The sequence below is a fragment of the Mumia spirodelae genome (assembly GCF_050632745.1).
Lineage (GTDB): Bacteria > Actinomycetota > Actinomycetes > Propionibacteriales > Nocardioidaceae > Mumia.
Genome location: NZ_JBODSD010000001.1, coordinates 946,243 through 958,679 on the forward strand (window position 1 = coordinate 946,243; position 12,437 = coordinate 958,679).

The 12,437-nt window shown below is 72.8% G+C and carries 15 protein-coding genes; 10 read left to right on the forward strand and 5 right to left on the reverse strand.

The genetic code is table 11. The features are described from left to right. Positions 1 to 70: 70 nt before the first annotated feature. Both ACQSSQ_RS04655 and dapD read right to left on the reverse strand, forming a co-directional pair. Positions 71 to 1,042: a VldE C-terminal domain-containing protein gene (locus ACQSSQ_RS04655; RefSeq protein WP_431325863.1), complete on the reverse strand. Its 972-nt coding sequence runs from the start codon at positions 1,040 to 1,042 to the stop codon at positions 71 to 73. Positions 1,043 to 1,065: 23 nt separating this feature from the next. After that, entirely contained in the window at positions 1,066 to 2,001 is a 936-nt protein-coding gene (dapD, locus tag ACQSSQ_RS04660; RefSeq protein ID WP_431325864.1) for a 2,3,4,5-tetrahydropyridine-2,6-dicarboxylate N-succinyltransferase, read from the reverse strand. A 55-nt stretch (positions 2,002 to 2,056) separates the two neighbouring features. Here dapD and ACQSSQ_RS04665 point away from each other — a divergent pair, with 55 nt between their 5' ends. From ACQSSQ_RS04665 to ACQSSQ_RS04685, 5 genes are all read left to right on the forward strand, one after another. Next, positions 2,057 to 2,755 carry a VOC family protein gene (locus tag ACQSSQ_RS04665; protein WP_431325865.1) on the forward strand — a complete coding sequence of 233 codons (699 nt, stop codon included), beginning with the start codon at positions 2,057 to 2,059 and terminating at the stop codon, positions 2,753 to 2,755. Continuing rightward, entirely contained in the window at positions 2,752 to 3,426 is a 675-nt protein-coding gene (locus tag ACQSSQ_RS04670) for a UdgX family uracil-DNA binding protein (RefSeq protein ID WP_431325866.1), read from the forward strand. Before ACQSSQ_RS04665 ends, ACQSSQ_RS04670 begins: the two co-directional genes overlap by 4 nt. A gap of 13 nt (positions 3,427 to 3,439) precedes the next feature. Further along, positions 3,440 to 4,522, forward strand: coding sequence for a succinyl-diaminopimelate desuccinylase (gene dapE / locus ACQSSQ_RS04675; RefSeq protein WP_431325867.1), 1,083 nt, complete (start codon positions 3,440 to 3,442; stop codon positions 4,520 to 4,522). Further along, the gene (locus ACQSSQ_RS04680; RefSeq protein WP_431325868.1) at positions 4,515 to 5,288 is read left to right on the forward strand and encodes an LOG family protein; all 774 of its coding nucleotides are present in this window, start codon (positions 4,515 to 4,517) and stop codon (positions 5,286 to 5,288) included. The genes dapE and ACQSSQ_RS04680 overlap by 8 nt, the downstream gene beginning before the upstream one ends. Before the next feature lie 85 nt (positions 5,289 to 5,373). Continuing rightward, entirely contained in the window at positions 5,374 to 5,979 is a 606-nt protein-coding gene (locus tag ACQSSQ_RS04685) for a TetR/AcrR family transcriptional regulator (RefSeq protein ID WP_431325869.1), read from the forward strand. 34 nt (positions 5,980 to 6,013) lie between these two features. On the opposite strand, the gene folP is transcribed toward ACQSSQ_RS04685, so the two are convergent. Beyond that, complete coding sequence (gene folP / locus ACQSSQ_RS04690) at positions 6,014 to 6,877, reverse strand: dihydropteroate synthase (protein WP_431325870.1); 864 nt, start codon at positions 6,875 to 6,877, stop codon at positions 6,014 to 6,016. 15 nt (positions 6,878 to 6,892) lie between these two features. On the opposite strand from folP, the gene ACQSSQ_RS04695 reads away from it, so the two are divergent. Genes ACQSSQ_RS04695 through ACQSSQ_RS04705 form a run of 3 tightly spaced genes read left to right on the forward strand, consistent with a single transcriptional unit; the run spans position 6,893 to position 8,609 of the window. Continuing rightward, the gene (locus ACQSSQ_RS04695) at positions 6,893 to 7,183 is read left to right on the forward strand and encodes a DivIVA domain-containing protein (protein WP_431325871.1); all 291 of its coding nucleotides are present in this window, start codon (positions 6,893 to 6,895) and stop codon (positions 7,181 to 7,183) included. Next, positions 7,176 to 7,751, forward strand: a complete 576-nt coding sequence (locus ACQSSQ_RS04700) for a DNA-3-methyladenine glycosylase I (protein ID WP_431325872.1) — start codon at positions 7,176 to 7,178, stop codon at positions 7,749 to 7,751. Before ACQSSQ_RS04695 ends, ACQSSQ_RS04700 begins: the two co-directional genes overlap by 8 nt. Positions 7,752 to 7,766: 15 nt before the next feature. Further along, on the forward strand, positions 7,767 to 8,609 hold the full coding sequence (locus tag ACQSSQ_RS04705) for a M14 family zinc carboxypeptidase (RefSeq protein ID WP_431325873.1): 843 nt from the start codon (positions 7,767 to 7,769) through the stop codon (positions 8,607 to 8,609). Positions 8,610 to 8,741: 132 nt separating this feature from the next. Here ACQSSQ_RS04705 and ACQSSQ_RS04710 read toward each other — a convergent pair whose 3' ends face one another. Continuing rightward, the gene (locus ACQSSQ_RS04710; protein ID WP_431325874.1) at positions 8,742 to 9,536 is read right to left on the reverse strand and encodes an enoyl-CoA hydratase-related protein; all 795 of its coding nucleotides are present in this window, start codon (positions 9,534 to 9,536) and stop codon (positions 8,742 to 8,744) included. Positions 9,537 to 9,636: 100 nt separating this feature from the next. Here ACQSSQ_RS04710 and ACQSSQ_RS04715 point away from each other — a divergent pair, with 100 nt between their 5' ends. Continuing rightward, positions 9,637 to 9,798, forward strand: a complete 162-nt coding sequence (locus tag ACQSSQ_RS04715; protein WP_149769619.1) for a DUF3117 domain-containing protein — start codon at positions 9,637 to 9,639, stop codon at positions 9,796 to 9,798. After that, positions 9,799 to 10,149, forward strand: coding sequence for a hypothetical protein (locus ACQSSQ_RS04720; protein WP_431325875.1), 351 nt, complete (start codon positions 9,799 to 9,801; stop codon positions 10,147 to 10,149). A gap of 99 nt (positions 10,150 to 10,248) precedes the next feature. Here ACQSSQ_RS04720 and ACQSSQ_RS04725 read toward each other — a convergent pair whose 3' ends face one another. Continuing rightward, positions 10,249 to 12,399: an alpha/beta hydrolase gene (locus tag ACQSSQ_RS04725; RefSeq protein WP_431325876.1), complete on the reverse strand. Its 2,151-nt coding sequence runs from the start codon at positions 12,397 to 12,399 to the stop codon at positions 10,249 to 10,251. Positions 12,400 to 12,437 lie beyond the last annotated feature (38 nt).

Consider the following 12,437-nt stretch of genomic DNA (forward strand, 5'->3'; position numbering starts at 1 on the left):
CCGCACCACCGATCGTGAGGGATCGCGACCACGACGTGGCCGCGATCCCTCACGATGCGTCGGGACCCGCTCAGGCCACGTCGACGTGCACGTGGTCGCGGTGCTCGAGGATCGCGCGGTCTCCGCTGCGGTCCGGCACCGTGTAGTCGCGCCACCCCTGCGGCGAGCGGCGAGCCGTCCAGATCTTGGCGTCGAAGATGACGGTCGCGATGCCGAGCCGATGGGCGTTCGCGACCAGGTACTGGGCGACCGCCCACCCCTGACGTCGCGACTCGTCGGTCACCGGGCGGAAGAACACGTCGACCGCCTTGCCCTCGTAGTGCTTCGAGCCCTCGGAGTGGCCGGTGCTGACGCCGTCCGCGGCGTACCCGCCGGTCGGCAGCCGCCCGAACCCCTCGCGCACGGCGACCCGGACCGCCTCCGCGGGGGGCGTGAGCCCGTTGGCGCCCGGCGTCGCGTCACCCTCGCCCGGCGCCTTCAGCGTGCACGTGAACGCCCCGGGGGAGTTGCCCGTGAGCGCCGACGCGAGCGCACGTCCGTACGCCTCGTGGTCGGCGTACGCCTCCGGGTACGCCGAGCGCTGGACCTCCTGCGCGGCCTCGGTCACCGACATCGACCGGTAGCCCTCGACCTTGACCAGACCGTCGTAGAACCGGTTGATCGCGTACCGGGGCCGCATGATCTGCTCCGGCGTGCCCCACCCCTGCGACGGCCGCTGCTGGAACAGGCCGAGGGAGTCGCGGTCGCCGTAGTCGATGTTGCGCAGCTTCGACTCCTGGTACGCCGTCGCGATCGCGATCGTCACCGCCCGGGCCGGCAGCCCGCGCCGGGTCGCGATCGCCGCCATCAGCGCGGCGTTCTCGGCCTGCTCGAGGTCCAGCTCCGCGTACGTCTCGTCGACCTGCACGGTGCACTGCTCGCCCCGCAGCTGCGGGACGTGCCCGCTGCGTGCGAGCACCACGACGCCGACGGCCACGACGGCGACGAGAATGATCAGGACCAGCAGGACGACGCCGCCCCGTCCCGAGCGTTCAGCGGCCATGTCGAGGGTTCAGCTCCCGCCGTTCAGTTGGCGTGGAGGGCGGCGTTGAGCTCGATCCCGGTGCCGGTCCGCGGACGGGCCTCCAGCCGCCCGGTCTCGGAGTTGGTGAGGAACAGCAGCCCGTCGCGGCCGGACAGCTCGCCCGCCTTGACCACCGTGCCGTCGGGGAGCGTGACCTTCGCGCCGGCGGTGACGTAGCAGCCGGCCGCCACGACGCAGTCGTCGCCGAGCGAGATGCCGATGCCTGCGTTGGCGCCGAGCAGGCAGTTCTCGCCGAGGCTGATGACCTGCTTGCCGCCGCCGGAGAGCGTGCCCATGATCGACGCGCCACCGCCGATGTCGGTGCCGTTGCCGACGACGACGCCCGCGCTGATGCGGCCCTCGACCATCGCCTGGCCGAGGGTGCCCGCGTTGAAGTTCACGAAGCCCTCGTGCATGACCGTCGTGCCCTCGGCGAGGTGGGCGCCGAGGCGGACACGGTCGGCGTCGCCGATGCGTACGCCGCTGGGCACGACGTAGTCGGTCATCCGGGGGAACTTGTCCACGCTCGTCACGGCGACCTGCAGCCCGGCCGCACGCGCGCGGAGGCGGGTCTCCTCGAAGCCCTCGACCGCGCACGGACCGATCGACGTCCACACCACGTTGGCGAGCATCCCGAAGAGTCCGTCGAGGTTGGCCCCGTGCGGCTGGATCAGCCGGTGGGAGAGGAGGTGGAGCCGCAGGTAGGCGTCGTACGCGTCGGCGATCGGCGCGGACAGGTCCTCGACCTCGATCCGGACGAAGGTCCGCCGCACCTGGCGCACCTCGTCGGTGCCCTCCAGCGCCGTCAGGCCCGTCGGCTCGGCCGTGCCGTCGTACATGCCGAGGGCAGGGTTCGGGTACCAGACGTCGAGGACGGTCCCGTCCTCGGTGAGCGTGGCGATGCCGTACGCCCAGGCGGGCTGAGGGGTGGAGGTCATGGGGCAAAGGTTATCGACCGGCTCCACGTCGTCCCCTGGGCCTAGGGTGCGGGGCATGGAGATCGTACGGTTCAAAGACCTGTGCATCGACGCGACCGATCCCGCGACCGCGGGGGCGTTCTGGGCCCCGGCGCTCGGGCTGGAGCTGCAGACGCTCGACGACGGCGACGTCGTGCTCCGCGGGACGACGCCGGAGCAGACCGTGTGGATCAACCGTGTGCCCGAGCCGCGGAAGGTGAAGCAGCGCGTGCACCTCGACCTGCACGCGCACTCCGTCGCCGAGTACGAGGCGCTCGGCGCGACCGTGCTGCCGGGGTGGGACACGCCGTGGACCGTGATGGGCGACCCCGAGAGCGGCGGCGAGCTGTGCGTGTTCGAGCGCGACGACGCGTGGTGGGCGGAGCACCCGTCGGCCTCCCGGCTGTACGAGGTGGCGGTCGACGCCGCCGACCACGCCGCGATCACGGCCTGGTGGGCGGACGTGCTCGGGGGCGAGGTCGAGGACGACGGACGCGACTTCAGCTGGATCCAGGTGGCCGGCGCCCCGTTCGAGTCGCTCGTCTTCCAGACGGTGCCCGAGCCCAAGACCGTGAAGAACCGCATCCACTGGGACGTCACCGGGCCGCCGGGTGCCGCCGACGAGCTCGTACGCCGTGGCGCGCGCGTCCTCCGCGCACCCGACGACGTGGTGGCGTGGACCGTGATGGCCGACCCGGAGGGCAACGAGTTCTGCGTGTTCACGGAGGAGCCGTGACAGCACGCCCCACGTACCCGGGCGCCGAGTCGTTCCTCCCCTCACGGATCTCGTTGACGAGCCTCCGGACGGCGGTGCAGGGCTGCGAGGGCTGCGACCTCCACCGCGACGCGACCCAGGCGGTGATGGGCGACGGTCCGGCGCGGGCCCGGCTCCTGCTCGTCGGGGAGCAGCCCGGCGACGCCGAGGACCGCGCGGGCGAGCCGTTCGTCGGTCCCGCCGGGCGGCTGCTGGACCGGGCGCTCGACGAGGCGGGGATCGACGGCGATGACGCGTACGTCACCAACGTGGTGAAGCACTTCCGGTTCGAGCGGGCCGAGCGGGGCAAGCGCCGGATCCACAAGAAGCCGTCCCAGGGTCAGGTCGACGCCTGCCTGCCCTGGCTCCGTGCCGAGCTGCGGGTCGTGGTGCCAGAGGGTGTCGTGCTTCTCGGCGCGACCGCGGCGCACGCGGTGCTCGGGGCGGCCTTCCGCCTCACCGACGAGCGGGGGCGCGTGCTCGACTGGCCCGGCGACGGCGAGATCGCGCTGCCCGAGGACCGGCGCCCGGCCTGGGCGCTCGCCACCACCCACCCTTCGGCGGTGCTGCGCTCCCGCGACCGTGACGCCGACTTCGCGGCGCTCGTCGCCGACCTCCACGTGGCGGCCGACGCCCTGGCCGCCACCGCGTGATGGGATGGGCGTCATGATCTCGCTCGACCTCGACGCGGACGTCGTGTCCCTCACCGCCGCCCTGATCGACATCCCCTCCGAGAGTCGTGAGGAGGCGGCGATCGCCGACGCGGTCGAGGCCGCCCTGCGCCAGCACGCCCACCTCGAGGTCGTCCGCGACGGGCACACGGTCGTGGCGCGGACCAACCTCGGGCGTGGCAGCCGCGTGGTCGTCGCGGGGCACCTCGACACCGTGCCGGTCAACGACAACCTCCCGTCACGCCGCGAGGGCGACCTCCTGTGGGGCCTCGGTGCGTGCGACATGAAGGGCGGCGTCGCGGTGGCCCTGCGGGCGGCCGCCCACGTGACCGAGCCCGTCCGCGACGTCACCTACGTGTTCTACGAGGCTGAGGAGATCGAGGCCTCCGCCAACGGGCTCGGCCGGCTCGCACGGGAGCGACCCGAGCTGCTCGCGGGCGACTTCGCGGTCCTGATGGAGCCTTCCGGCGGCGTGATCGAGGCCGGGTGCCAGGGGTCCCTGCGGGTCGACGTGGTCGCGAGGGGCGAGCGGGCCCACGTCGCGCGCTCGTGGATGGGGGACAACGCGATCCACCGGCTCGAGCCGGTCCTGCAGCGCCTGGTGGCCGCCCAGCCTCGTACGCCCCTCATCGACGGCCTCACCTTCCGGGAGGGACTCAACGCGGTCGCCGTCAGCGGTGGCGTCGCCTCCAACGTGGTGCCCGACGAGGCGCGGATCGCGGTGAGCTATCGCTTCGCCCCCGACCGGACGGAGGACGAGGCACTGGCGTACCTGAGCGGGCTGTTCGACGGCTACGAGCTCGTGGTGACCGACTCCTCACCGGCTGCCGCCCCCGGGCTCGACCGCCCCGCGGCTGCGGCGTTCGTGGCCGCGATGGGCGTGGAGGTCAACCCGAAGTTCGGGTGGACCGACGTCGCCCAGTTCGCCCAGCTCGGCGTGCCGGCGGTCAACTTCGGCCCCGGCGACCCGTTGCTCGCGCACAAGCAGGACGAGCATGTTCCGGTGGAGCAGCTCGTCTCGGTGGAAGATCGGTTGCACGCCTGGTTGCGCGGCGACGAAGGAGGACGGGATGAGTGACGACTGGCCCGGGGGTTCCCCGGAGGGCACGGCGTACGAGGACGAGACCCTCGATCACGAGCGGATCAAGGGACCGGTGCTCCTGCGCCGCGACCAGATCGAGGCCACGACGACCGACCAGCGCCTGCTCGACTCCCGCGGCCCCGCCGACTGGGTCCACACCGACCCGTGGCGGGTGATGCGGATCCAGGCGGAGTTCATCGAGGGCTTCAGTGCGCTGGCCAAGCTCGGGCCCTCGGTCAGCATCTTCGGGTCCGCCCGCACGCCGCGCGACGCGCCGGCGTACGCCGCAGCCCGCGACCTCGGCCGCCGCTTCGCCGACGTCGGGATCGGCGTGATCACGGGAGGCGGTCCGGGCATCATGGAGGCCGCGAACCGCGGTGCCTGCGAGCAGGGCGGCGTCTCGGTGGGGCTCGGCATCGAGCTGCCCTTCGAGGAGAAGATGAACCCGTGGGTCGACCTCGGCGTCCACTTCCGCTACTTCTTCGCGCGCAAGACGATGTTCGTGAAGTACGCGCAGGGCTTCGTCGTCTTCCCCGGCGGCTACGGCACGTTCGACGAGCTCTTCGAGGCGCTGACGCTCGCCCAGACCCGCAAGGTCACGCAGTTCCCGGTCGTCCTGTACGGCACGGAGTACTGGTCAGGGCTCCTCAGCTGGCTGCGCGAGTCCGTCCTGGAGCACGGCGCGATCGTGGCCGACGACGTCGACCGGCTCGTCGTCACCGACGACATCGACGAGGTCGTCGCGCAGTTCGTCCCGTCCTGACGCCTCACCCGGCGCGCGCGGCGGGACGCCAGAGCCCCTCGCGTGCGGCACAATCGGGGTCACAAGCTCGACGGATGGAGTGCACGTGCGGGTCTCGTCGGAACAACGACGCGAGCAGCTCATCGAGGCCGCGCTGGTCGTCGCCAAGCGCGAGGGCGTGGGCGCCGTCAGCACGCGGACGGTCGCTGCGGAGGCCGGAGCGACGCCCGGCATCGTGCACTACGTCTTCTCGTCCATGGAGGAGCTGCTCCGGGCGATGATCGCCCGGATGGCCGACCAGTACGTCGTGACGGTCAGCGAGCTCGCCGTGACCTCCGAGGAGCACGACGTCTCGTCCCTGCTCGAGCAGAGCTTCGCGCACATGTGGTCGTCCGTGGAGGGCGACCCGGAGGCGCACCTCCTGACCTTCGAGGTGGCCGCCCACGCGCTGCGCAACGCCGGTTTCAACGACCTCGCGCAGTGGCAGTACGAGACCTACCGCGAGACCGCGCGCCAGGTTCTCGAGCAGGTCGCCCAGACATGCGGGATCGAGTGGCAGGCCCCGATCGACCTGCTGTCGCGGATGCTGGTGACCATCAACGACGGCGTCGTCCTCTCGTGGCTCGTCGACCGTGACAGCGCCAAGGCGCGCGAGGTCTACGCCGGGTTCATCCAGCAGCTCGCGGCCATGGCGCGGCCCGCCGCCGGGTGATCCTGGCCCTCCGCGGTCGTTCCTAGGCGCGGCCTCACGCCAGCCCGCGCCGCGACACCGCCGGCTGGCGGGTGCCCTGGATCGACGCGACCATGTCCAGGCACTGACGCGTCGCCGCGACGTCGTGCGCGCGGAAGACCCGTACCCCGGCGGCCGCCGACCACGCGGTGGCGGCCAGCGTCCCGGGGAGCCGCTCGTCGCGGTCGACGTCGAGCGTCTCGCCGACGAAGTCCTTGCGCGACAGCGCGACCATGACCGGCCAGCCGGTCGCGACCAGCTCGCCGATGCGCCGGGTGAGGAGCAGCGAGTGGCGGGTGTTCTTGCCGAAGTCGTGGGTCGGGTCCAGGATCACCGCCTCGGGCGCCACCCCGGCGGCGACGGCGCGCTCGGCCAGCTCGGTGGTCCGGGCGACGACGTCGGCGACCACGTCGTCGTACGCCGGCCGGAACGGGTCCGTACGCGGCTCGAGACCGCCCGTGTGGCTGCACACGAGACCGGCGCCGTGCTCCGCGGCGACGTGGGCGAGCTCGGGGTCGTGGCCGGCCCACGTGTCGTTGACGAGGTCGGCGCCGAGCGCGCACAGCCGGTCCGCGACCTCGCTGCGCCAGGTGTCCACGCTGATGACGAGGTCGGGGTAGCGCTCGCGGGCCGCCTCGACGAACCCCGCGGTCCGGCGCAGCTCCTCGGCAGCGTCGACCACGTCGCCGTACCCCGCCTTCACCCCGCCGACGTCGACGATGTCCGCCCCGTCGGCGACGACGAGGTCGAGGTAGGCGAGGGCGTCGTCGAGGGCGTAGGTGCGGCCGCGGTCGAAGAACGAGTCAGGGGTGCGGTTCACGATCGCCATCACCGCGTGGTCTCCCGGCGCGATCACACGTCCGCGCAGTCGGAGCTCCATGGCACGATCGTAGGCGTGATCTGGATCGGAGTCGTCGTCGGAGCCGTCCTCGTCGGTGCGCTCGTCACGGTGGTCGCCGGACGCACAGGTGCGCTCGCGCCCCTGCCGTCGTCGCGCCGCGACGTGCTCGTGCCGGCGGAGGGCCCGCTCACGGCGGAGGACCTGCGCGCAGTGCGCTTCAGCTGGGCGTGGCGGGGCTACGCGCGCGACGAGGTGGATGCGCTGCTGGCGCGGCTGGAGGAGGACGCGCGAGGGCGTGAGGCTGCGCGGCCGGAGGCTGCGACCGACGGGGGCGCCGATGAGTGATGCCGTCGTCGGCGCGGACGGTCTCGCGCGCTGTCCGTGGGCCGAGTCGTCCGACGAGATGCGGGCCTACCACGACACGGAGTGGGGGCGCCCCGTCCGCGACGAACGGGGGCTGTTCGAGCGGCTGACGCTCGAGGCGTTCCAGTCCGGCCTGTCCTGGGCGATCGTGCTGCGCAAGCGGCCGCGGTTCCGAGAGGTCTTCGCCGACTTCGACCCCGAGGTCGTGGCGGCGTACGACGGTGCGCGCGTCGCGGAGCTGCTCTCGGACGCGGGCATCATCCGCAACCGCACCAAGGTGGAGGCGACGATCGCGAACGCCGGTGCGGTCCGCGCGCTCGACGGCGGGTTCGCCGACCTCGTGTGGTCCTTCGCGCCGCCGCCTCGTCCGCGGCCCACCTCGCTCGCGGAGGTCCCGGCCGTCACCCCGGAGTCCAAGGCCCTCGCGACCGCGCTCAAGCGGCACGGGTTCGTGTTCGTGGGGCCGACCACGGCGTACGCGATGATGCAGGCGACCGGCATGGTCGACGACCACCTGGCAGGCTGCCACGTGCGGAGCACGCCGGACTGAGCGAGGATCGGCGGCATGCGCAGAGCAACGCGTGGCGCCCTCGTCGGCAGCACCTTCGCAGGTGTGGCGCTGGCCCTCGTCGTCCCGGCGCCCGGGGCGGGTGCGACCGCCGGCGCCTCGGTCGGAGGAGTGGCCGTCAGCGGTGCGGCCGTCAGCACGACGCCGGCCTCGGCCCCCGCGCGTGCGGCCGCCGCGCCGCGTCCTGCGGTGGTCGAGCGGGTCGTGATCGGCCACTCCCGCAGGGGGCGCCCGATCCTGGCGTTCCGGCTCGGAGATCCCGAGGCGACGCGGTCGGCGGTGGTGATCGCGGCGATGCACGGCGACGAGCGCAAGCCGCAGGTGATCCTGCGCAACCTCCGCGACGGCCGCCCGATCACCGGGCTGGACCTGTGGGTGATCCCCAGCGCCAACCCTGACGGCGTCGCCCGCAAGGCCCGGCGCAACGCCCGGGGCGTGGATCTCAACCGCAACTTCCCGCGGAAGTGGAAGCGGTCGAAGCGGGGACTCACCTGGTCCGGGCCCAGCGCAGCCTCGGAGCCGGAGACGAAGGCGATGATGCGGTTCCTCCGCCGGGTGCAGCCGGATCAGGTCGTCTCGTTCCACCAGCCGCTGTACGGCATCGACACCAGCGGCACCGGCAACCGCCCGCTGGCGCGGCGGCTCGCGAAGCACCTGAAGCTGCCGAAGAAGACGTTCTCCTGCGGCTCCGGGTGCTACGGCACGATGTCGCAGTGGTTCAACTACCGCCTGGACGGCCAGCTGGTCACCGTCGAGCTGGGGCGCCGTCCGTCGCGCGCGTACCTGACCCGTACCGCCCCCCGCGGCCTCCTCAAGGCCCTGGGCGGCACCCGCCCCTGACGCCCCGCCCCGCGCCTCCGCCCCGTCCGCGTTGTGAAGGGTTCGGTGCGGAACGGGGCGCCGCGTTCCCCGCGCAACCCTTCACAACGCGGACGGGGGGTGCGGACGGGGGGTGCGGACGGGGGGTGCGGGTCAGTGGCCGACGAAGGTGGGCTTCTCCTTGGCCAGGAACGCGTCGACCGCGGCCTTGTGGTCGTCCGACGCCCCGGTGAGCGCCATCAGCCGCGCCTCGTTCGCGACGGACTCCTGCAGCGTGTGGCTCGCCGAGAACGCGAGCGCCCGCTTGAGCGATGCGTACGCGAGGGTCGGCCCGCTCGCGAGCCGCGCTGCCAGCTCCCGGACCGTCTCCGCGAACGCGTCGTCCGGGACCACCTGCGTCGCGAGGCCGAGCTGCAGGGCCTCGTCGGACCGGACCGTACGCGGCAGCAGGAGGAGCTCGGTCGCCTTCGGCAGGCCGACCAGCCGCTGCAGCGTCCACGACGCGCCGGTGTCGGCCGAGAGCGCGATGCCGGCGAAGGCCAGGTTGTAGCCGGCCGACTCCGCGAGGATCCGGAAGTCCGCCGCGAAGGCGATCGACGCCCCGGCGCCGGCGGCGATGCCGTTCACGGCGGCGATCACCGGCTTCGGCATCGAGGTGATCGCGAGGACCATCGGGTTGTAGTGCTCCTCGACGGTGCTGCTCAGCTGACCGCCCTCCCGCATCTGCGCGACGTGCTCCTTCAGGTCCTGGCCGGCGCTGAACGAGCGGCCGGAGCCGGTCAGGACGACGCAGCGCACGGCGTCGTCGGCAGCGGCGGCGTGGAGGAAGTCACGGAAGGCGACCTTGGTCAGGACGTCGAACGAGTTGAGCACGTCGGGGCGCGACAACGTGATCGTCGCGACGCCGCCGGAGACCTCGTAGGAGACGGGTGCTTCGGTTTCGGTCATGGCGTCAGTCTGCCGCATTCACTCCTGACGCCGCCGTGGGCGATAATGGACGCATTCAAGGTGCACGCGCCCGCGCTGCGCACGGAGGAGAGGGGAACGCATGGCGGCCATGAAGCCTCGGACCGGGGACGGTCCGCTGGAGGTCACCAAGGAAGGACGCTGCATCGTGATGCGGGTCCCGCTCGAAGGTGGAGGACGACTCGTCGTCGAGCTGACGAACGACGAGGCATCCGACCTCGGCGACGCCCTGAAGGCTGTCTGAGTGGCCTCGCAGCCCGGGCTGACCGTCCGCTGGTCCCTGCGTGACGCCCCCGTCGACACGCTGGACCGGCTGAAGGCCTATGTCCGGGACACCTCCCACGAGCGGTTCTCCGGCATGGACGGACTCGCGTACAAGACCTGGCGCGCTCACGAGGGTGCGTGGTTCGAGGGCGTGTACGTGTTCGTCGACGACGCTGCCCGTGCTGCGTTCCAGGAGTCGTTCGCCGCCACGGCGGACACGGCACCCGGGTCGCAGATCATCGGCAGCGGCCCGGAGCTGATCGAGGAGTGCGAGGTCGTCGCGATCGCGGAAGGCGCGGCGGGCTTCAAGCCCACCCCGTCGTTCGCCTGATCCGCCGAGGTCCCCGTCGCGGGCCCACCGCAGCACTGTGCGGCGGGCCCGAGACGGGGATCTCGTGCGCGTACCGACCCCGTGAGCCGCTCGGCACCCTCAGAGGAGGTCGGCGAGCAGGGCTGCGGCCCGTTCGGCGCCGTCGGTCTCGACCGCCCGGCCCGACGGCGTACGCCGCACCTCCCCGAGCAGCGCCGCTGCGAGCCGGTCGGGATCACCGGCCTCCTCGTACGCGAGGCGCCGACCCGCGCCGTACTGCGCGAGCCGGTGCGGCACGTGCACGCCCTGCTCGAAGTGGTGGCGCAGCGGCACGTAGACGAACGGCACGCGCTGCGCCGTGAGCTCCATGCACGTCGTCAGACCGCCCTGGACCAGGGCGACGTCCGCCGACCCGAGGTGGCGGTAGAGGTCCGGCACGAACCCCCGCACCCGGACGCCACGCCGGCGGGGCAGGGAGCGCGGGTCGATCCGCGGCCCTGTGACGAGCAGGAACCGCAGCCGCGGCTCGGCACGCCGGATCCTGGGGACGGCGTCGAGGACGCGGTGGAGCAGGCCGCCGCCGACGCCTGAGCCGCCGACCGTCACCACGCACAGCAGCTCGTCCTCGGCCACCCCCAGCGACGCCCGCACGGCGGCGCGGTCGGCCGGGCTCACCGGCTCGAACCCCGTGACGTAGCCGGTGAACGCGAAGTTCTGCTCCGTCCAGTCGCGGATCCCGGGCAGCCCGGGACCGAAGGGCTCCTCGATCACGTCCGCGGGGTTGCCGACGAACAGCGACCGGTCGCGGACCCGCTCGAGCCGCGCCCGGTGCTCGAGCATCTCGGCGTTGTAGTCCGCGGTGAGCGCCGCCTCGGCGTCGCCGCCGTCGGGCATCGGCACCCACCCGACGAAGTCGGTCAGCCACGCGAACGCGAAGCGCTTGAGCTCGGGGTTCTCGTGGAGGAAGTAGTCGACGTCCCAGGCCTCGTCGCCGACCACGAGGTCGTACGGCTCTGCAGTCACGACGTCGTCGAAGACGCCGAAGTTGGCGACGAGGATCTCGTCCATCCGGCGGATCGCCTGGAAGGCGTGCAGGTCGTGCTCGGCGGCCTCGTCCTCGACGTGGGTGCACTCGCTGGCCAGCGCGGCCGAGGCGGGATGGACGCGCTCGCCCGCCCGCTCGAGGACGCCGGTCGCCGGCGGCTCGGTCAGCCAGTCCACCTGGAGGTCCGGGTGGCGCTTGCGCAGCGCGTCGGCGATCGCCAGGTCGCGCCGCACGTGGCCCAGCCCGATCGGCGAGGTGAGGAACAGCGCCCGGCGCTGGCGCCGCAGCGACCGGGTCCACGTCACAGCCGTCGGCCGCGTGTCCGGCCACAGCCGCGCGAGGAAGTCTCCGATCGCACGGTTGACCGCGACCGGGGTGCGGGTGTGCGTGGCGTGCCCGCCACCGGCGATCGTCAGCAGCGACCCGCCCGTGGTCTCGGCGAGCGCGACGCCCTCGGCGTACGGGCGTACGTGGTCGTCGTCGCCGTGGACCACGAGCACCGGGACGTCGACCTGCGCGACGCGCGCCGCGAACCCAGGATCGCGGCAGACCGTCCGCGCGAGCTCGGTCTCGACGAGCCGCTCGGGCTCGATCTCGTGACCCCACGCGACGCAGTCCTCGATCTGCTTCGTCGAGTGCGGCTCGGTGTACATCCGCCCGAAGAAGAACCGCAGGAACGCGTCGTAGTCGCCGTGCAGCCAGTTGTGCCGGTTGTACTGAGCCCAGCCCGCCGGTGGCGTACGCGCTCCGTCCGCGTCGTCGGGAGGTTCGGCCAGGAACACGTTCGAGTCGCGCTCCTTGATGCCGGGCACCAACCCCAGCGCGGACCCGAGGGCCACGACGCCGGCGACCCGCTGGGGCGCCTCGAGCGCCAGCGCGAGCGACCATGCGACGCCGCAGGAGAATCCGACCACGGCGACCTGGCCTTCTGTCGTGCCGCGGCTGGTCGCGTCGAGCACCGCCAGCGCGTCCGCGACGAACTCCTCGTCGGCGTACGCGAGCTCGCCGACGGGGTGGTCCGACGCGCCGGACCCACGGCCGTCGAACGTGACGACGCGGTAGCGCCGCGCCAGGTACGGCACCTGCGCCTTCCACGACCGCGACGAGATGATCGACCACGTGGGCATGAGCAGGACGGTGTGCGGGGCGTCCCCGAACACCTCGTACGCCACCCGCACGCCGTCGCGCTCGACGAAGCCCGTGCTGTCCGGCTCCCTCGCCCGCATCCTTCCCCCTCCGTCGTACGGCCGCCGCACCCAGTCTG